At 68.8% G+C, this 17,369-nt stretch carries 15 protein-coding genes; 5 read left to right on the top strand and 10 right to left on the bottom strand.

The window, feature by feature from the left end:
• Positions 1 to 58: 58 nt before the first annotated feature.
• The 6 genes from HUN07_RS25495 to HUN07_RS25470 all read right to left on the bottom strand — a co-directional run bounded on the left by HUN07_RS25495 (position 59) and on the right by HUN07_RS25470 (position 8,396).
• Positions 59 to 715, bottom strand: coding sequence for a SanA/YdcF family protein (locus tag HUN07_RS25495; protein WP_174913987.1), 657 nt, complete (start codon positions 713 to 715; stop codon positions 59 to 61).
• Positions 716 to 817: 102 nt separating this feature from the next.
• Positions 818 to 1,927: an NAD(P)-dependent alcohol dehydrogenase gene (locus HUN07_RS25490; RefSeq protein ID WP_174913985.1), complete on the bottom strand. Its 1,110-nt coding sequence runs from the start codon at positions 1,925 to 1,927 to the stop codon at positions 818 to 820.
• Between the two features lie 25 nt (positions 1,928 to 1,952).
• Positions 1,953 to 3,413, bottom strand: a complete 1,461-nt coding sequence (locus HUN07_RS25485; RefSeq protein ID WP_174913983.1) for an aldehyde dehydrogenase family protein — start codon at positions 3,411 to 3,413, stop codon at positions 1,953 to 1,955.
• A gap of 95 nt (positions 3,414 to 3,508) precedes the next feature.
• Positions 3,509 to 4,546 (bottom strand): GAF domain-containing protein, encoded by a 1,038-nt coding sequence (locus HUN07_RS25480; protein WP_174913981.1) that lies wholly within the window; start codon positions 4,544 to 4,546, stop codon positions 3,509 to 3,511.
• A complete protein-coding gene (locus HUN07_RS25475; RefSeq protein WP_174913979.1) occupies positions 4,543 to 5,367 on the bottom strand; it encodes an SDR family NAD(P)-dependent oxidoreductase in 825 nt (274 codons plus the stop codon). Before HUN07_RS25475 ends, HUN07_RS25480 begins: the two co-directional genes overlap by 4 nt.
• 677 nt (positions 5,368 to 6,044) lie before the next feature.
• Positions 6,045 to 8,396, bottom strand: a complete 2,352-nt coding sequence (locus tag HUN07_RS25470; RefSeq protein WP_174913977.1) for a heavy metal translocating P-type ATPase — start codon at positions 8,394 to 8,396, stop codon at positions 6,045 to 6,047.
• A 148-nt stretch (positions 8,397 to 8,544) separates the two neighbouring features.
• On the opposite strand from HUN07_RS25470, the gene HUN07_RS25465 reads away from it, so the two are divergent.
• Positions 8,545 to 9,243 (top strand): TIGR00266 family protein, encoded by a 699-nt coding sequence (locus HUN07_RS25465; protein WP_114724525.1) that lies wholly within the window; start codon positions 8,545 to 8,547, stop codon positions 9,241 to 9,243.
• A 9-nt stretch (positions 9,244 to 9,252) separates the two neighbouring features.
• Here HUN07_RS25465 and HUN07_RS25460 read toward each other — a convergent pair whose 3' ends face one another.
• Complete coding sequence (locus HUN07_RS25460; protein WP_174913975.1) at positions 9,253 to 10,797, bottom strand: flavin-containing monooxygenase; 1,545 nt, start codon at positions 10,795 to 10,797, stop codon at positions 9,253 to 9,255.
• 173 nt (positions 10,798 to 10,970) lie between these two features.
• Here HUN07_RS25460 and HUN07_RS25455 point away from each other — a divergent pair, with 173 nt between their 5' ends.
• Positions 10,971 to 11,318, top strand: a complete 348-nt coding sequence (locus tag HUN07_RS25455) for a UBP-type zinc finger domain-containing protein (RefSeq protein ID WP_114724544.1) — start codon at positions 10,971 to 10,973, stop codon at positions 11,316 to 11,318.
• A gap of 226 nt (positions 11,319 to 11,544) precedes the next feature.
• Here the strand turns inward: HUN07_RS25455 and mihF are convergent, their stop codons facing one another.
• The 3 genes from mihF to HUN07_RS25440 all read right to left on the bottom strand — a co-directional run bounded on the left by mihF (position 11,545) and on the right by HUN07_RS25440 (position 13,283).
• The gene (gene mihF / locus HUN07_RS25450; RefSeq protein WP_114724527.1) at positions 11,545 to 11,856 is read right to left on the bottom strand and encodes an integration host factor, actinobacterial type; all 312 of its coding nucleotides are present in this window, start codon (positions 11,854 to 11,856) and stop codon (positions 11,545 to 11,547) included.
• A gap of 108 nt (positions 11,857 to 11,964) precedes the next feature.
• Positions 11,965 to 12,744 carry an enoyl-CoA hydratase gene (locus tag HUN07_RS25445; RefSeq protein ID WP_174913973.1) on the bottom strand — a complete coding sequence of 260 codons (780 nt, stop codon included), beginning with the start codon at positions 12,742 to 12,744 and terminating at the stop codon, positions 11,965 to 11,967.
• Between the two features lie 98 nt (positions 12,745 to 12,842).
• Entirely contained in the window at positions 12,843 to 13,283 is a 441-nt protein-coding gene (locus tag HUN07_RS25440; RefSeq protein WP_174913971.1) for an SRPBCC family protein, read from the bottom strand.
• A gap of 70 nt (positions 13,284 to 13,353) precedes the next feature.
• On the opposite strand from HUN07_RS25440, the gene pepN reads away from it, so the two are divergent.
• The 3 genes from pepN (at position 13,354) to HUN07_RS25425 (ending at position 17,285) form a co-directional block, all read left to right on the top strand.
• Positions 13,354 to 15,849: an aminopeptidase N gene (pepN, locus tag HUN07_RS25435; RefSeq protein WP_174913969.1), complete on the top strand. Its 2,496-nt coding sequence runs from the start codon at positions 13,354 to 13,356 to the stop codon at positions 15,847 to 15,849.
• A 313-nt stretch (positions 15,850 to 16,162) separates the two neighbouring features.
• Complete coding sequence (locus tag HUN07_RS25430; protein WP_174913967.1) at positions 16,163 to 16,324, top strand: hypothetical protein; 162 nt, start codon at positions 16,163 to 16,165, stop codon at positions 16,322 to 16,324.
• A 79-nt stretch (positions 16,325 to 16,403) separates the two neighbouring features.
• Positions 16,404 to 17,285 carry an AraC family transcriptional regulator gene (locus HUN07_RS25425; RefSeq protein ID WP_114724532.1) on the top strand — a complete coding sequence of 294 codons (882 nt, stop codon included), beginning with the start codon at positions 16,404 to 16,406 and terminating at the stop codon, positions 17,283 to 17,285.
• The last annotated feature ends 84 nt before the right edge of the window (positions 17,286 to 17,369 follow it).

The raw sequence follows: 17,369 nt of genomic DNA, 5'->3' as shown, positions 1-17,369 counted from the left end.
TTAGCACGGGGTGAGATCGGGTCCCGCCGCACCGGACACCGCGGACGGTGCCGAGCGGTCACCGATCCACTGCGGTGGCGAGCGAACCGTCCGGCGGCGACACCACCGCCGGGTCCCGCCCCGACAGCAGATCGAGCACCGCCTTGGGTCGCGCCAGCCACTCCCGCGCGTAGTTCCGCACGACGGCGAGCCGGTTGCACTCGCACTCGGCCTCTACGCCGTCGGTGTCGATGCCGGCGTCGCGGCACAGCGCCACCGCGCGGGACACGTGTAGGCCCTGGCTGACGATGAGTGCCTTCGTCACCCCGTACGTCCGCACCGCCCGCGCGCAGGTGTCGTACGTGTCGAGGCCGTAGCCGTCGCCCACGATCCGCGCGGGATCGACACCGGCGTCCACGAGGTACTCGGTCATGGCCGCGATCTCGTTGCCGGAGCGGCCGTTCGCGTCACCGGACACAAGGACGGCGCGGGCCCTGCCGTCCTCCATCAGTCGGACGGCGGCGTCGAGCCGTCCGGCCAGGAACTTCATCGGTTTCCCGTCCCGGACCTGCGAGCCGAGGACGATCACGACGGGCGCGTCCGGCGCGTCGCGGACGTCGTACATGTGCCCGGACGCGGCGACCGCCACCCACCCCGCGGACCCCAGCACGAGCACACCGGCCATCGCGACCAGTACCGCCGACCAGCCGACGAGGCGCCCGACGATCCGCCGCATGTTCCACCCTCCGAGTTCCCGGCCTCGACCCGCTGCCGACCGCCCCCGGACGATCCTCTCGAGGAGGGATCATCTTTCCGGGCAGACACGCCCGCCGGACGCTCAGTCGAACAGCAGCACGGGCTTCAACACGCTTCCGTCCCTGATGCCCTGCGCGGCGTCGTTGATGTCCTCGAACCGGTAGTACTCGACGAGCTTGTCCAGCGGGAAGCGTCCCTGCTCGATCAGCTTCACCAGGGCGGGGAGAAACACCTGCGGCACCGAATCACCCTCGGTGACACCGATGAAACGTCGACCGTTCAGCAGGTAGTTGACGTCGACGGGGACCGTCGCGCCGGCCGCCGGGGCGCCGATGGCCGCCACCGTGCCCAGCGGCGCGAGGCAGTTGATCGCGGTCTCGAGCACCCGCACGTTGCCGGTGGCGTCGATCGCGTAGTCGATGCCCAGTCCCCCGCTGATCCGGTCGAGTTCGGCGGCCGGATCCGCCTCCTTCGAGTTGATCACGTCCGTCGCGCCCAGTTCCCGGGCCAGCTCGAGTCGTGACGGCACGATGTCGACGGCGACGATTCGCTCGGCGCCGGTGAGGGCTGCCGCCATGACGGCAGCCATTCCCACCGCACCCACTCCGAAAACGGCCAGAGTGGAGCCGGGTTCGGGTGTGAGGATGTTGAGTACGGCCCCGGCGCCGGTCTGGATTCCGCAACCCAGCGGCGCCAGCAGGCCCAGGTCCGCCGAATCGGAGACCTTGGTGACGCCGCGTTCGTCGGCCAACGCGTATGTGGAGAAAGAGGATTGGGCGAAGAAGTGCCCGTTGATCTCCTCGTCGCCGCGCCGGACCGTGGTGCTGCCGTCGGCGCGCCGTCCGCCGACGAGGTTGCGCGGCAGGAACTCCTGGCAGTACGCGGGGTGTGCCGTGCGGCAGTTGCGGCATTCGCCGCAGCTGGTGAACGACAGCAGCACCTTGTCGCCCGGCTTGACGCTGGTGACCGCGCTGCCCACCTCTTCGACGATCCCGGCGCCCTCGTGTCCCAGCACCCCGGGGAGCGGGAAGGGGATGTGCCCGGCCTGGACACCCAGGTCGGTGCCGCAGACCCCGGCGGCGACGATCCGGACCAGGACCTCGTCGGCCCGGGGCGCGTCGAGGGTGACCTCGCCGATCGTGAAGGGTGCACCGATGCTGTCGACAATGGCGGCGCGAGCTGTGTTGACCATGTTGTGCTCCTGCGGATTCGGCGGATCAGAACGGGTAGATCGGCAGCGCGCTCTGCGCCGTCACCCACTGCGTCTCGGTGAAGGCGTCGAGGTTGGCGCCGATACCGCCGACGCGGCCGCCGTTGCCGGACGATGCGAGTCCGCCGAACGGGACGACGGCCTCGTCGCCGACCGTCTGATCGTTGATGTGGACCAGGCCGGTGGGGATCTGCTGGGCGATCTCGAGGCCCTTCATCGCATCGCCGGTCAGGATTCCCAGGGACAGTGCGTATTCCGAGTCGTTGGCGACGGCCACGGCTTCTTCGACGGTCGCGAAGGAGGTGACGGGGGCGACGGGGCCGAAGACCTCGTTGACGAAGGCGGGCGCCGTCCGCGGGGTGTCGGCGAGGACCGTCGGACGGTAGAAGAGGTCCTCGTAGGTTCCGCCGGCCGCCAGCCGTGCTCCGGCCGCGATGCTGTCCGACACGAGGGCGTGGATCTGATCACGTTGCCGCGCATCGATGATCGGCCCCATCGCCACCTCGCCGGTGAACGGATCTCCGACGGGCAGCCGCTCGGCGTGTTCGGCGAGCAGTGCGGTGTAGTCACCGACGATGCTCTCGTGCACCAGCTGTCGGCCGGTGGCCATGCAGATCTGTCCCTGATGCATGTACGAGCCGAAGGCGCCCACCGAGACGGCCTTCTCCAGGTCGACGTCGTCCATGACGATGAGGGCATTGTTGCCGCCGAGTTCCAGGTGGGCGCGCTTGAGGTGGCGGCCCGCCAGTTCACCGACCGCGCGTCCGGCACGCGTCGAACCGGTGAACGCGATGACCCGCACGCTGGGGTGGACCACGACCGCCTCGCCGGCGTCCGCACCACCGGGCAGCATGCTGAGGACACCGGCCGGAAGCCCGGCCTCCTCGAAGATCCGGGCCAGGACGACGCCACCGCAGATCGCGGTGCGCGGGTCCGGCTTGAGGATCACCGAGTTGCCCAGGGCGAGTGCCGGCGCGACGGCGCGGATCGACAGGATCAGCGGAAAGTTGAACGGGGCGATGACACCGACGGTGCCCACCGGGACGCGGCGCGAGAAGCTCAGCCGCGGCTGCTCGGAGCGCAGCACCTCGCCGACGGGATGCGCCGCGAGCGCCGCCGCGTTGTAGCACTCCTCAGCGGCGGTGTGCGTCTCGGTCTCGGCCTTCGCCCGGATGCTGCCGCCTTCGCGGACGATCCACTCGCCGATCTCCTCGGCGTACTGCTCGAACAGCTGCCCGGCTCGACGGAGGACGGCCGCGCGCTCGGTGTACGGACGCGCGGCCCAGGCCTTCTGTGCCGCCGTGGCGCCGGTGGCGGCCGCCGCGACATCGTCGGGGGTGGCCGTCCCGACGGTGGTGAGTTGCTTCCCGGTCGCGGGTTCGACCACGACACGGTCCTCACCGCCGGCCACCCATTCGCCGGTGAAGATTCGGGATTCCCACACCGGCTTGTTCAACAGACTCGTCACGGTCGCTCCTCGCAGTCGCAGCACATGGATGCCTTCCACGTTGCCGGGCCGCGATGTCGCCCACGACCGGTCTTTCACTGACCGAAAGACGTATTTCAGTTCTGCGGGGTGGGCGCCTCCGTGACGGTGACGAGTCCGCCGTGGGTGGACTCGTCGAACGCCATCAGTGCGACCGACAGGTGCAGGGGTTTCCAGTCCCCGTCGAGTCCGCGGAACCGCAGGATGCCTTCGACCTTCCGGTAGGCGAGATCCTTGGCCATCTTCTGCGCGAGCGGCACATCGGACGGATGCATGGCGGGCTCCGGCTCCCCGACGGCATTTTCCCAGGCCACCCCCGGCATCGGCTCGCTGCGCCACTTGATGAGCGCGAGGCGTTTCAGGTCGACGTAGGCGAGGTATTCGCCGGGCGTCAGCACGGCGTCGAGCACCCGATGCTCGAGGATGACCGGTGGCGGCGCGGCCGGGACCTCGCCTGCCGGGCCGATGTCGTGGGTGATCCCGCGAAGGATGACCTCGCGCCGTTCCCCGGCAGGATCGGGCTTCTCCTCGAGCATCCGGCACGAGAAGTGTGCGGCGCGTTCCTCGTCGTCGTCGCGGCGTACCTTCCACACCGCCTGGTGCTCCGTGCCCGGTTCCGACTGCACGATCTTGGCCAGCGCCTCGCCCTCGTCGCGGTTCGTCACCAGCCGGGTGAAGGCGCCCGCCAGCGCGGCCTCGCTGCGACGGTCCTCGGGTGCGACGCCGTACAGGTCGAAGAGGTCGTCGCTGCCGCTGGCCTTGCCTGCCGTCAGATTGAAGTGCCACGCGCCCGCCGGGTCCCGCGGCGGTGGTGCCTCGTCGGTGTCTCCCCGCCAGAAGTAGACGCCGTGGAGGCGGGACTCGGAATTGAGCAGCGGCTCCGCGAGGATGCGTTTGCGGCCGTCCTCCGACTCCCGGTCGATCCGCCGATGCTCGGGGTCGGCCATGATCTCGAGCAGAGCGTTCTGCACGTCGTCGAGGGCCCTGTTCGGTTGGCTCCGTCGGCCCTTGAAGTGCCGGCCCAGCGGCACGAAGGGTTTCGGGGACGACCCCACCCCGATCAGTGACGGCTCCTGTCCGCCGAAGGTGCTGATCAGCAGCCAATCCGTGGTCATTTCCGCAGCCCCCGACGCTTCGCGGCCGGCAGCAACCACTGGTACGCCGGACCCAGGATCCGGGTCACCGCGTCCACCACCTTCGCGTCCGGGCCGACGAGCACCCGCGCACGCCCCTGTTCGACACCCCGCAGAATCGTGCGCGCGGCCTCGGCGGGGTCGGTGCGAGCGATTCGCCGATCGAACGAGTCGGCGACCTCGCGAACGTCCACCCCGGCGGCGGCGCTCGCGGTCCGCGCGATGCCGGTCCGGACGCCACCCGGGTACACGCACGTCACCTTCACCGAATGGCCGCCGAGTTCCATCTCCTGACGCAGCGACTCCGTGAACCCGCGGACCGCGAACTTCGCGGCGTTGTAGGCGGAGTACCCGGGCGCCGCCATCAACCCGAATGCCGAGGACAGATTCACCACATGACCGCGGTCCGACTCGACCACGTACGGGAGGAACGCCTTCGTGCCGTTGACGACGCCCCAGAAGTCGACGTCCATCACCCGTTCGATGTCGGCGTAGTCCGAAGCCAGAACCTCACCGGTGTATAGGATTCCGGCATTGTTGATCACGATGTCGACACCACCGAAGCGGCTCGCGGTCTCGGCGGCGAAGGCGTGGACCGCGGCCCGATCGGTGACATCGACAACCGACGCGGATACCCGGGCCCCGGCCCGGTCGCACAGGTCCGCAGTCTCCTTCAACGGACCTTCGGCGTCCCCGGACAGGGCCAACACCGCACCCCCGTCGGCCAACCTGGTCGACAATTCGCGACCGATTCCCGAACCGGCTCCCGTCACGGCCACGACGCGACGATCGAAGTACCCCAAAGAACTTCCCCTCTGTTCTGTTGAACTAGCGCTCCCAGTTCCTTACCAGAACGGCACGTAGCCGGCATCTCGAGGCGATCCGGCCGGAGGCACCGGAACGGTGGGGTTCCACCGGTAGATGCGACCACCGGGCGGGCCTGCCTGAGTCGGGGGTCAGACTGCCCACCCGGTGGTCACTGCGACGCGGCACACCCGCCGTGAAGCGGACGGGATCGGCCGAGCCGGGTTCGTGGGATAACGCCTGCGCGCACCGTATGGGGCCGGGCGTCGTCGGGTCCCGGCACGGGAGCAACGATCGCCACACGCGCATGCGTCAATGTGACAGCGCTACAAGCAGACCCGATATCGACAGGGTTGCAGGAAGCCCCGTGAGGGGCGCGCAGGTGCACTGTAAGCCAGCCGGTGACGGGGATGCAACCTCGAGCTGGCGTGTCGGAGACCCGGATTCTGGGCCCGGGCGGTGGCATCGGGATGGATCCGACGCCACCGCCCGGCCGTGGTCCGCCAGGTCGGGGGTCCGGAGGGCCACGGTATCGCCGCCCGGCCGGCCGAGCGACAACTCGAACGCTAGTGCCGGTTCGTTCGACGGCGTAGGGGGATTTGCCCCGTGCCGGGTGGGTCCCCCACGGGGGCCGCCCCGGAAGGGGGTTTGGCGCGATCCCGCTCGGGGACGCCCCTCAGCGGTCCCGGGGCGCGGAATCCGATTCGGGCGCGAGAGTGAAGTAGTTCTCCTCCTCCTGCACGAAGTGCAGCTGCAGCAGCGCGTGCAGCCCGTACAGGCAGGCGAGGAGGTCGTCGACCTGATCGGGGTCGATCCGGCCGGCCGCATCGGCGCGGGTGAGGTGGGTGCGCAGGCGTCGCGCGAGCCGGTCGATCTCGGCATGCATGCGGCTCATCGTCGCGGTCGCCTCTGCTGTGCCCAGCGGGGTGGCGAGCGCCGGGTACAGTTCGCGGTCCTCCGCCTGCTCGTGCGGGAGCAGCGTGCCGAACAGGAAGGTGTCGACCCGACGCAGGGCGGGATATGCGGCCGCGAGGTTGCCACCGACGAGTAGTTGCGCCGTGTCGCGCAGGATGGCCAGCTGGTCGCGCAGTTCGTCGTGCTCGGCCGAGAACCGGTGCAGCATTGCCTCGGTGTCGTCGGGAAGGAGAATCTCCTGGTTCCGGTCGCCCCGCAGCGCGCGTAATGCGTTGAGGATCACGGCCACGTCGATACCCTCCTGCAGCAGCGCACCCGCCGCGGGCGGCAGGAATCCGAACGCGGCAAATCCCATGGCCACCAACGACAGCCCCATCCCCACTGCCGCGCTCTGCACGGCGATGCGCCGGGAGCGGCGGGCGATGGCCATCGCATCGGCCAGGCGGTCGAGTCGATCGGTGGTGAGCACGACGTCCGCGGCCTCCGACGTTGCCGTCGAGCCCCGCGCCCCCATCGCGACGCCGACGGTGGCGGCCGCGAGGGCCGGGGCGTCGTTGACGCCGTCGCCGACCATGACGGTCACCGCCGATGCCCGCTCCGCCCGGACCCCGGCCACCTTGTCGGCGGGTGTCTGTTCGGCGTGGACGGCGTCCAGACCGAGGACTGAGCCGATCTCCTCCGCGGGTTCGCGCCGATCCCCGGTGAGCATGACGAGCCGGTTCAGTCCGGCCGAGCGCAGGCGCCGCAGGGTGCGGGACGCGTCCCGGCGAACGGGATCAACCAGCAGGACGGCGCCCGCGAGATCGCCGTCGACGGTGACCCAGGCAACCGCGGCGCCGTCGAGCACGGCCCGACTGTGGGCGGCACGTGCCCACGCCGGTGCATCGTCGGGCAAGCTGAGGGTGCCGACGGTGACCCGTCGGCCGTCGACGGTCGCGCTCACGCCGGTCCCGGCCTCCTCCGCCACGTCGGTGGGCAATGTCAGTGCGAGCCCGCGCATCTTCGCTTCCTGCACGATGGCGTCGGCCAGTACGTGCGGTGACAGTTGGTCGGCGGACGCGGCCAGTCGCAACACGTCGGTGGCATCGCCGCCGGGCGCGATGAGCACGTCCGTGCCGGTGGGGCGACCGGTGGTAAGGGTTCCGGTCTTGTCCATCACCAGTGTCGTGGCATGTCCGAGGTTCTCGAGGGCGCCGCCGCTGCGAATCACCACACCCAGACGGGACGCTCGGGACAGTCCGGAGACGATCGCGACGGGCGCGGCCAGTAGCAGTGGACACGGCGTCGCGACCACCAGCACCGCGACAGCGCGGGTGGCCGAACCGCTGAACAGCCAGGCGGAACCAGCGATTGCGAGCGCGAGCGGCAGGAACCAGGCCGCGATGCGGTCGGCCACCCGTACGACGGGGGCGCTCTCGGCGGCGGCGTCGCGGGCCAGGCGGACGATGCCGGCGTAGGTGCTCTGGTCGGCGGTCGTGTGCGCCTGCATCTCGAAAGCGGTTCCTGCATTGACGATTCCGCTCCGCACTGCCTCGCCGCGACGCCGCTCGACGGCGAGCGGTTCTCCGGTGAGGACGGATTCGTCGAGCACGGCGGAACCGGACGTGATCCACCCGTCGACGGGCACCACCTCCCCCGGTCCGACCACCAGGTTGTCGTCGGCGAGGACGTCGTCGAGTGGGATCGCCTCGACGTGGTCGCCGGTTCGTCGGCGGGCGGTGCGGGGCGCGTGGTCGAGCAGCGATCGCAGATCCTTCGTGGCGCGGCGTTCGGCGGCGGCATCGAGCGCCTGCCCCGTCGCGAGCATGACGCTGATCAGTGCGCCCGCGAGATACTCGCCGACCAGCAGCGTGCCGATCAGGGACAACACCGCGAGTAGGTCTACGCCCATCCGCCCCCGTCGGAGCGCGTCGATCACCCACCAGGCAGCGGGCGCGATCGCGATTACTGTCCCGGCGATCCAACACTTGTCGGCCACGTTGTCGGCACCGAGCAGCCACGCGATCGCGCCGGCGATCAGCGCGGTGAGGGTGACCGCCAGTAGCGCGAATTCCTTGAGGCGGTGCACACGTTCGCGTCGCCGGGACGGTGCCTCGGACGCCGTATCCACCATGACGCTCCCATGTCCTCGCGGGTGCCGTCTCGAGCGTACCGCGCCGGGTGCGGGATCTCCCGTGTCGAAGGCGGCTCCGGGCCGCTGAACCCCGGTACCGTGACGTCCCTGCCCGATATTCGACTTTCTACCTTTCGAGAAGGAAGCCATGAAGACCGAGATAAGTTGTGGGCCCGCGTTCGCGTTCGCCGAGATCAGTGTCCCCGCCGGTGGATCGGTCCGCGTCGAGGCCGGGGCGATGGCGATGATGCGGGGTGACATCGCGATCACCACGTCGACGCGGGGCGGCTTCCTGAAGGGACTCCGCCGCTCCCTGGGCGGCTCGAGCTTCTTCGTCAACGACTTCAGCAGTGAACGGGGTGGTGTCGTGGGCGTCGCCGGCGCACTCCCGGGCGACCTGGTCGAAACCACCGTCGACGAAGGGACCGCGCTGCTCGTCCAGTCCGGCTGCTGGCTCGCCTCCGACGCGACCGTCGACGTCGACTCCAAATGGGGCGGCAGCAAGGGGTTCTTCAGCGGCGCGGGGCTCGTTCTGTTGCGGTGCAGCGGAAACGGCGAGATCCTGCTGTCCAGCTACGGCGCCATCCGGTCGGTGACGCTCGCGGCGGGGGAGACGATGACACTCGACTCCGGTCACGTCGTCGCGTTCGACGAGACCGTCCAGTACCGCATCCGCAAGGCCGGTGGGTGGAAGTCGATGATTCTCGGTGGCGAGGGCATCGTCACCGAGTTCACCGGTCCGGGTCGGGTCTGGATGCAGACCCGTAGCGCGACGGACCTGGTCGACTGGCTCCGGGCCCGGATGCCGTCGAGCACCACGACCACCAGTAGCAGTAACAGCAACTGAGGGTGAGGGTCAGTCGGGGCTGACGAGGTCGTCGTCCGATCTCGTCGGCGTCGGCTCGACCCGCGAGAACGTCAGGGTGCCGTCGTCGATCGGGGTGTCCCGAAGCGAGACGACGTCCTTGTAGTAGTCCATCGGCAGGCTCCAGGGCTCCTTGGTGCCGGTCCGCGGAAACAGGTCCAGGCCCCGCTGGATATACCCGGACGTGAAGTCGAACTGGGGCCGGGTCTCGATGGCCGGTTCCGTATTGTGCGCGACGACAATCTGGGCACCCCGCCGATCCATCTCGTCGAGCAGTCGGCACAGGTAGTCGGCGACCAGATCGAGCTTGAGTGTCCACGGCCCGTTGAGGTAGCCGAAGGCGAACGAGAAATTGGGAACGTCCGAGAGCATCGTGCCTTTGAACGTGAGCCGCTTCGTGATGTCGATCGGTTCGCCGTCCAGGTGGATCTCGATGCCGCCGAGGATGAGCAGGTCGAGTCCGGTTGCGGTGATGATGATGTCCGCGTCGAGATGCTTCCCGGACACCAGCGCGATGCCGTTCTCGGTGAACGTCTCGATGGTGTCGGTGACCACCGAAGCCTTGCCCCTGGAGATCGTCTTGAACAGGTCGCCGCCGGGGACGACGCACAGGCGCTGGTACCACGGATCGTAGGTGGGGTTGAAGTGGGTGTCGACGTCGAAACCGGACGGTAGGAGCCGGACATTGAGCCGGCGGATGATCGCCCGCGCCTGTTTGGGGAAGCGGCGGGCGAGCTTGTAGACCCGGAAGTTCAGCATGGTGTTCTTCTTGCGGGCCAGCCGGTAGCCCCGCTCGTCTCCCAGCACCCGGCGAAGCATGCTGGACACCGTGTCCTCTTCGGGGAGCGCGATGACGTAGGACGGCGAGCGCTGCAGCATCGTGACGTGCGCGGTGGCGTCGGCCATCGCCGGGATCAGGGTGACGGCGGTGGCCCCGGAACCGATCACCACCACCCGCTTGCCGGCGTAGTCGAGGTCTTCGGGCCAGGCCTGCGGATGCACGATCCGGCCGGTGAACCGGTCGGCACCGGGAAACACCGGTGTGTAGCCCCGGTCGTAGTTGTAGTAGCCGCTGGCGCAGAAGAACCAGTCGGCCGTGAATGTCACGATCTCGCCGGTGTCGTCGCGCCGTGCGGTGACCGTCCAGCGGGCGTCCGTCGACGACCAGTCGGCACGGATCACCTTGTGGCCGTAGCAGATATGACGTTCCACGTCGTACTCGCGTGCGGTGTCGCGGATGTAGTCGAGGATGTCTGCCGCGGGTGCCAGCGCCGCGCGGCCCTTCCACGGCTTGAAGTCGTACCCGTAGGTCTGGATATCGGAGTCGGAGCGGACACCCGGGTACCTGAACAGGTCCCACGTGCCGCCGGACACGGCGCGGGCCTCGAGGATCGCGAAGGTGCGGTCCGGCTGTGTCCGATGGAGTCGGCTGGCGACGCCGATTCCCGACAGCCCGGCGCCGACGATGAGGACGTCGACGTGTTCGGGTGCGGTGCCGCGGCTCGTCGCGGAACCGGTGGGGCGTTCGGGGCCCATGGGTCCTCCCGATGCTGGCACTGGTGAAACCACGTCTGTAATGCACCGTAGCCCGACAGTCGCGCGGTGTGCCAGCAAAATCCGCGGTCCGATTCACTCGACGCGGTGCCGGGCGCGGCGAACAATGGTGTCCACGTCGACCACACCGACGCCCGGCCGAGGAGGCACGACACATGACCGAGACACCGGAGATCGATCCCGCCGCGACGCCCAGTGGAACGGGCTGCGCCGAGTGCGACGCGGCCGGCGGGTGGTGGTTCCACCTGCGCCGCTGCGCCGCCTGCGGGCACGTCGGCTGCTGCGACTCCTCCCCCGCGCAGCACGCGAGCGCGCACGCGGCGGCGTCCGGACACCCGATCATCCGGAGCTTCGAGCCCGGTGAGGACTGGTTCTGGGACTACCGGACGCAGGGCTTCGCCGAGGGTCCGGAACTGGCTCCGCCGCAGAGCCATCCGAGCGAACAGACGGTTCCGGGACCACGCGAGCGGGTACCGGAGGACTGGGCGGACCGCCTGCACTGAGATCGGACGAAATCCGGCCGGCTCGCGACCTTCGTAGAATCGGCGGGGTGATCGAGATCCCCGACGCGCTGGTCGCGGCGCAGTGCAAGCACGGCGAACGGCGCTTGGCGGACGAACAGTTCGCCATTGCGCGAATGCTGTTGGCGCGCTGAGTCCGTCCGTGCTCAGTCCTGCTACAGCCGCGTCGGCCCGCACCGTGGGGTGCGGGCCGACGCGGAGAACTGTGTCAGCTGAGCTTGGCGATCAGGTCGGCGCGCTGACGGGCGCCCAGGCCGGAGACACGTCGAGTCTCGGCGATGCCGACGGACTCGGCGATGTCGCGGGCCTTGATCTTCCCCACCTTGGGCAGGGATTCGAGCAGGTAGAGCACCTTCGTCTTACCGACGAGTTCGTCGGTATCCGCCTTGTCGAGAACTTCCACCAGGGTGAGCTTGCCCGACTTGAGATCTTCTCTCAGTTCGGACCGCGCCTTGCGGGACGCGGCAGCCTTCTCCAGTGCTGCAGCGCGCTGTTCGGGGGTCAAGGTGGGCAATGCCATTGATGTGCCTCTCTCTCACGGAACCCGGATGAAGTTCAGGCTAGAACGGGAATCGCCGCAGCGCGCGTCAAGTGGGCCCCGCGTGTCGAAAAGCCGTGGCTATTCGTCTCATTTGCCCTTCCACAACGGCTTTCGCTTCTCGAGAAACGCGCTCATACCCTCCTGTGCGTCGCAGGTGACCGCGTTGGTGGCCATCGTCTCGGCCATCAGTTCGTACGCCTCGTCCTGCGGCAGGTCGATCTGCCGGTAGAACGCCTGCTTGCCGATGGCGAGGGTCAGCGGGCTGGATTCGGCGATCTTCGAGGCCAGGTCCCGCACCCGAGACTGCAGTTCGTCGGGTGCGACCACGACGTTCACCAGGCCCCAGTCGGCGGCGGTGTCGGCGTCGATCGTCTCGCCGGTGAGCAGCATCTGCATCGCGCGCTTGCGGCCCACCGATCGGCTGAGCGCAACCATGGGGGTGGAACAGAACAGCCCGATCCGCACACCCGGGGTTCCGAACACCGCGTTCGACGACGCCACCACCAGATCGCACGACGCGGCCAGTTGGCAGCCGGCAGCGATCGCCGGTCCCTGCACCGCGGCGATCACCGGCTGCGGAATCGCCTGCAGGGTGTCCATCATCGCCGTGCACACCTCGAAGACCTCCCGCTCGTCCTCGAGGGTACGGTCGATCATCTCGGACAGGTCGTGTCCGGCGGAAAACGCCGGGCCGACCGCACTCAACACGACCGCCCGGACGGTATCGTCGTCGGCCATCTCCCGCAGTGCTGCGGTGACCTGTCGCATCATGTTGGTGGACAGTGGATTCCGTTGGTCCGGCTGATCCAGCACAATGGTGCCGATGCCGGTTTCCGGGTCTATCTCGATTCTGACGACGTCGTTCATCGTGCCTCTCCGTCATATCGGGTCGCAATGCCCGATGCTACCCGGAAAGGCCGCATCGAGCCCGGCCACGCGGCGAGGCTCCGGCGCGAATCGATGAATCAGCCCTCGATCGCGGACTTGATCCGTAAGGCGAAGTCGGGAGCGTCCTTTCGTGCCGCCCGCAGCGCGAGGGGCGCGATGAGCTTGCCGATCCCGTGCCCCTCCAGCACGTTGAAGACCGTCAGCTTCGTCCCGCCTCCGTTGGGTTCGAGGTCGTATCCACCCTCCACCGCGGTGACGGAGTTCTTGGACCGCTCCGCCCAGCGCAGTCGTCGCGGCGGCTCGAACTCGGTGAGTTCGAACTCGCGCTGACTGGTCATCCCGGCGTCCTTGACCGTGCTGACGAAGACGGTGCCGACGCCCGGCGGGCCGTCGGTCGGCTGCTCGATCTTCTGCACCCGAGGGCTGAACTTCGGATCGTTGACGCCGACGGCGAGGAACTGGAACACCTCGTCGATGGGACGGTCGACCACGGTCGTTCCTTCGAAACGTCTCGACATGTCGTAACCCCGTTCGGTGTGGTTACCCGGAGATGAGTCGAACTCTACTCGCGGCTGGCAGGATCGGGGCGTGAGTACTGCGAACCTGACCCGTGCCGAGACCGCCGCGCGTTCGGCAGCCGTGACCGTCCTTTCCTACCGCGTCGAACTCGACATATCCGGTGCGCCTGACAATTCCGAGCCGGGCTTCGCGACGTCGACGACCGTCGAGTTCGACTCCGGCACGTCCGAGACGTGGATCGACTTCCTCGGTCCCGAGGTTCGATCGGTGACCGTCAACGGCGAAGCCGTGGACATCGAGTTCGACGGTGCCCGTATCGCTCTGCGTGGATTGCGTGCATCGAACACCGTGGTGATCGCCGCGGTCGGCGCGTACAGCCGGTCCGGGGAGGGGCTGCACCGATTCCACGACCCCGTCGACGGCCGGACCTACCTGTACACACAGTACGAGCCGTCGGACGCGCGACGCGTGTTCGCGTGCTTCGAGCAGCCGGACATGAAGGCGCCGTTCACGTTTGTCGTCACCGCCCCCGCGGGTTGGGAGGTGGTGTCCAACCGCCCGGCGGCACTCCACCACGTCGACGACACCCGTCAGGTCGTCGAGTTCTCCCCCACACTGCCCATCTCCACGTACATCACCGCGATCGTCGCGGGTCCGTATCATCGTGTCGAATCCATCTGGAGCCGAGACGATCTCACCGTCCCGATCGGGGTGCTGTGCCGGGCGTCGCTGGCGCAGTACCTCGACGCCGACGCGATCGTCGAGGTGACGAAGCAGGGGCTGGACTTCTTCGCCGAACACTTCGACTATCCGTATCCGTGGGGCAAGTACGACCAGGTGTTCGTGCCCGAATACAACCTGGGCGCGATGGAGAATCCCGGCTGCGTCACGTTCACGGAGGCCTACGTCTTCCGCGGCGCCGCAACGGCCGCGCAGTACGAGGGCCGGGCCAACACGATCCTGCACGAGATGGCCCACATGTGGTTCGGCGATCTGGTGACGATGGTGTGGTGGGACGACCTGTGGCTCAAGGAGTCGTTCGCCGACTTCATGGGCGCCCTCGCGAGCGTGGAGGCCACCGAGTGGACCGACGCGTGGGTCGCGTTCGCGAACCGGAGGAAGGCGTGGGCGTACTCGCAGGACCAGCTGCCGACGACGCACCCGATCGTCGCCGACATCGTCGACCTGGAGGCGGCGAAACTGAACTTCGACGGCATCACGTACGCCAAGGGCGCGAGCGTCCTCAAGCAGTTGGTCGCCTATGTCGGGCGCGACGCGTTCTTCGAGGGTTCCCGGCGGTACTTCCGCGAGCATGCCTTCGGCAACACCACGCTGGCCGACCTCCTGGCGGAGTTGTCGGCGTCCTCGGGCCGTGACCTGGGCGCGTGGGCGCAGGCGTGGCTGCAGACCACCGGCGTCTCCACCCTCACCCTCGAGGGCGGCGACGACGTGCGCGGGTACGAGATCGTGCAGAGCGATCCGAGGCCGCACCGCCTGGCCGTCGGGCTCTACGACTTCGACGACGCCGGTGACCTGGTTCGACGTGATCGCGTGGAGCTGGACGTGGTCGCCGAGCGGACACCGGTCGACCTGTCCCCCGCGACGCTCCGGCTGCTCAACGACGGCGACCTCACGTACGCGAAGGTGCGTCTCGATGCCGGCTCGCTCGCGACGGTCGAGCGCTCGCTGGACCGGGTCGTCGACCCGCTGGCCAGGGGCCTCATCTGGTCGGCGCTGTGGAACGCCACCCGCGACGGCGAACTCGCCCCCGAGCGGTACCTGACGATGGCACGCGCGTTCGCGCCGTCCGAGCCGAACATGGCGCTGCTGACCGCGGTCCTGGCGAACGCGTCGTTCGCGATCGGCCACTACCTGCCCACCGAGGCGCGGGACCGCTGGCGGCGCGAGTGGCTCGAAACCTGCTGGACGGCAATGCAGGAAGCCGAATCAGGCTCGGGTGGACAGCTGGCATGGGCCCGTGCGGCTGCGGCCGCAGCAGTTGTCGACGACCGCCACGCGGCCGACATCCGTGCGATCCTCGACGGCGGCCGGCCGGGCCCGGACGGGCTCCGGTTGGATCCGGACCTGCGCTGGGCGCTGTGGACGGCGCTGTCCGCGACCGGGCACGCCGACCCGGAGACGCTGGACGTCGAACTGGCGCGCGACGACACCGCGTCCGGGCGGACCGCCCAACTGCGTGCGCTCGCCGCCCGCCCGGACCCGGAGGTCAAGGCGCGGGCCTGGGCGTCGGCGCTCGAGGACACGGCGCTGAGCAACGACCACCTCGACGCCGTCATCGCCGGATTCCGGGCGGGCGAGCGCCGCGACCTGATCGCCGGCTACGACGACGCCTACTTCGCGGCGATCCGCGGGGTGTGGGCGCAGCGCAGCATCGAGATCGCCCGCCGGATCGTCCTCGGGCTCTTCCCGGCGTCCGATTCGGTCGATTCGGTGGATTCGTGGCTCGCCGCGAACGTTGATGCACCGGGCGCACTGTGCCGACTGGTCACCGAACAGCGCGACCACCTCGCCCGGGATCTCCGGATCCGGGCGACGTGGTGTTGACGGGTGTCGATGCTCGTTCACCCGATGCGGTTCGCCACGACCAGGTCCAGGAAACGCTGGTTCCTCAGCCACCATCACTCCGACGCTACGGTCGACTACCCGAACCTCCTGATCCTGTCCTGGCGCAACGGGTACAACGGTCCGAAGAAGCCGATCAGGGTGCTCGGCCCCGAGAATCACGGTGCGCTACACCTGATTTTCAGGGACCGGGACGTGCAGCCGGAAGTGTTGGTGCTCCGAATCCCCGACGCCCGGTACCGCCGCCTCGACCCGCAAGCTGCTCGAGGCGTATGCCACCGACATCAATGATCGGATGCGCGACAACGCCAAGCAGGATTTGCGGGAGATCTTCGATGTTGCGGACATCGAGCCACCGACCGGTCTGGGTGACGAGAAGGCGCGGACCGACTTCACCGGCAACCTCGTCGTGGGCGAGGATCTGATGCATTTCGGGATCGGGAAGCCACGCGGGTAGCTCGCTACCATGGTGCGATCGCAGTGAGATCGCCCCGGTCGTGTGCGTGCCCGGACGGTGGCGGCGGGAAGGAGCCGGCATGGTCGAGCTGGGACTCGACGACACCGTAGGAATCCTCCGGCAGCCATGGGTGCATCCACGCCGGACCAGCGCGGGTCGTGGATGGTCCGGTGCGTATGTCTCCACCCAGGCGGAACGGCCCTACCGGGGTGCATTCGACGGGGCGCGTTCGCACCTGCTGATCCTGCATCTCGGTGGACCCGTCGACGTCGTCCGCGGGCGTGGTGGTGCCGCCCAGCGGACGACGGTGCCGGCCGGGGGCTTCTTCGTCCATCCGGCCGGCCAGGAGTTGACCGTCGAACTCGGTGCGGACCTCGACACCATTCACGCGAACCTGGATGCCGCGTTGCTCGAGGAGGCCGCGGACGGGCGACCGGTCGAGTTGGAACCGCATATCGGCGTCCACGATCCGATGCTCGAGCAACTGGTGCGGTCGATGGACGCCACACTGCGTGACTGGCACCCGTCCGCACGGACGTACGCCGACCATCTGGTGACGATGCTCGCCGTGCACCTGGTGCACCGGTACGGCGCCGGACGATGCCGGGCCGCGGCGGATGGACCGGCGGCAGGCGGCAGATCGACCCGTAGCAGTGTCTCTGCTGTCATCGATTTGATGAAACATCGCCTGGCGGAGCCTATTCCGTTGTCCGAGCTGGCCGGTGCCGTTGCGCTGAGCACCAGCCAGCTCACCCGGCAGTTCAAGGCTGCGACGGGGATGACACCCCACCGGTACCTGGTGCGGCTGCGGGTGGAGCAGGCAGCACGGGAGCTGCGGACGGGGGACCACCCGATCGCCCAGATCGCGGTCGACTGCGGGTTCTCGCACCAGGAACACCTGACCCGCACGATGCGGGCTCAGTTGGGCACCACGCCCGCGCAGGTTCGCCGCGCGGGCTGAGCCGGCCTTTCTCGGGTTCGGCATGCACGTTTCGTGCCTGCCGATGCGCGGATCGTGCAGGACGACTCGGCCGCCGGGCGTCCA

This window comes from Rhodococcus sp. W8901, from assembly GCF_013348805.1.
Taxonomy (GTDB): Bacteria; Actinomycetota; Actinomycetes; order Mycobacteriales; family Mycobacteriaceae; genus Prescottella.
The sequence above is the reverse complement of the archived record's forward strand: the minus strand, read 5'-3'. Positions and strand labels throughout refer to the sequence as shown.

Excerpts from the sequence above, each read along its gene's own strand:
- HUN07_RS25460 (WP_174913975.1), bottom strand. The coding sequence starts at position 10,797 with ATGGGCCCCGAACGCCCCACCGGTTCCGCGACGAGCCGCGGCACCGCA.
- mihF (WP_114724527.1), bottom strand. The coding sequence starts at position 11,856 with ATGGCATTGCCCACCTTGACCCCCGAACAGCGCGCTGCAGCACTGGAG.
- HUN07_RS25430 (WP_174913967.1), top strand. The coding sequence starts at position 16,163 with ATGCGCGACAACGCCAAGCAGGATTTGCGGGAGATCTTCGATGTTGCG.
- HUN07_RS25445 (WP_174913973.1), bottom strand. The coding sequence starts at position 12,744 with ATGAACGACGTCGTCAGAATCGAGATAGACCCGGAAACCGGCATCGGC.
- HUN07_RS25455 (WP_114724544.1), top strand. The coding sequence starts at position 10,971 with ATGACCGAGACACCGGAGATCGATCCCGCCGCGACGCCCAGTGGAACG.
- HUN07_RS25480 (WP_174913981.1), bottom strand. The coding sequence starts at position 4,546 with ATGACCACGGATTGGCTGCTGATCAGCACCTTCGGCGGACAGGAGCCG.
- HUN07_RS25490 (WP_174913985.1), bottom strand. The coding sequence starts at position 1,927 with ATGGTCAACACAGCTCGCGCCGCCATTGTCGACAGCATCGGTGCACCC.
- HUN07_RS25470 (WP_174913977.1), bottom strand. The coding sequence starts at position 8,396 with ATGGTGGATACGGCGTCCGAGGCACCGTCCCGGCGACGCGAACGTGTG.
- HUN07_RS25425 (WP_114724532.1), top strand. The coding sequence starts at position 16,404 with ATGGTCGAGCTGGGACTCGACGACACCGTAGGAATCCTCCGGCAGCCA.
- HUN07_RS25495 (WP_174913987.1), bottom strand. The coding sequence starts at position 715 with ATGCGGCGGATCGTCGGGCGCCTCGTCGGCTGGTCGGCGGTACTGGTC.
- HUN07_RS25465 (WP_114724525.1), top strand. The coding sequence starts at position 8,545 with ATGAAGACCGAGATAAGTTGTGGGCCCGCGTTCGCGTTCGCCGAGATC.
- HUN07_RS25440 (WP_174913971.1), bottom strand. The coding sequence starts at position 13,283 with ATGTCGAGACGTTTCGAAGGAACGACCGTGGTCGACCGTCCCATCGAC.